Origin of the sequence: Xanthomonas populi, from assembly GCF_002940065.1 — a bacterium.
Lineage (GTDB): Bacteria > Pseudomonadota > Gammaproteobacteria > Xanthomonadales > Xanthomonadaceae > Xanthomonas > Xanthomonas populi.
In genome coordinates this window covers 1-1195 of record NZ_MDEJ01000276.1, presented here as the reverse complement: position 1 = coordinate 1195, position 1195 = coordinate 1, and the positions used below count along the sequence as shown (strand labels likewise).

Genomic DNA, 1195 nt, shown 5'->3' with positions numbered 1-1195 from the left:
CACTTACTTGATGATCTTGGCAACCACGCCGGCGCCGACGGTGCGGCCACCTTCACGAATTGCGAAGCGCAGACCTTCGTCCATCGCGACCGGGTTGATCAGGGTCACGACCATCTTCACGTTGTCGCCCGGCATCACCATCTCCACGCCTTCCGGCAGCTGGCAGGCGCCAGTGATGTCGGTAGTGCGGAAGTAGAACTGCGGACGGTAGCCCTTGAAGAACGGGGTATGACGACCACCCTCATCCTTGGACAGCACGTAGACTTCGGCTTCGAACTCGGTGTGCGGCTTGATCGAACCCGGCTTGCACAGCACTTGGCCACGCTCCACTTCGTCACGCTTGGTGCCGCGCAGCAGCAGACCGGCGTTGTCGCCTGCCTGACCCTGGTCCAGCAACTTGCGGAACATTTCAACGCCGGTGACCGTAGTCTTCTGCGTGTCGCGGATACCGACGATTTCGATTTCGTCGCCCACCTTGATGATGCCGCGCTCGATACGACCGGTCACCACGGTGCCACGGCCCGAGATCGAGAACACGTCCTCGACCGGCATCAGGAACGGACGGTCGACGTCGCGGGTCGGCTCGGGGATGAAGGTATCCAGGGCTTCGACAAGACGCAGGATTGCCGGCACGCCGATTTCGCTCTGATCGCCTTCCAGCGCCAGACGGGCCGAACCGTGGATGATCGGGGTGTCGTCGCCCGGGAACTCGTACTTGCTCAGGAGTTCACGCACTTCCATCTCGACCAGCTCAAGCAGCTCGGCGTCGTCGACCATGTCAGCCTTGTTCAGGAACACGACGATGTGCGGCACACCCACCTGACGCGAGAGCAAGATGTGCTCACGGGTCTGCGGCATCGGGCCGTCAGCGGCCGAGCACACCAGGATCGCGCCATCCATCTGCGCAGCACCGGTGATCATGTTCTTGACGTAGTCGGCGTGGCCGGGGCAATCGACGTGCGCGTAGTGACGGTTTGCGGATTCGTACTCGACGTGTGCGGTCGAGATCGTAATACCGCGCGCCTTCTCTTCCGGCGCTGCGTCGATCGCGTCATACGCCTTGAACTCGCCACCGAAACGCTCAGCACCGATCTTGGTCAGCGCGGCGGTCAACGTGGTCTTGCCATGGTCAACGTGACCAATGGTGCCGACGTTCACGTGCGGCTTCTTGCGCTCAAATTTAGCTTTTGCCATG

The 1195-nt window shown here is 61.7% G+C and carries 1 protein-coding gene; it reads right to left on the bottom strand.

Annotated elements, in window-relative coordinates:
• Positions 1-3 precede the first annotated feature (3 nt).
• Positions 4-1194 (bottom strand): elongation factor Tu, encoded by a 1191-nt coding sequence (gene tuf, locus XpopCFBP1817_RS20780; RefSeq protein ID WP_128418484.1) that lies wholly within the window; start codon positions 1192-1194, stop codon positions 4-6.
• Between the last annotated feature and the right edge of the window lies 1 nt (position 1195).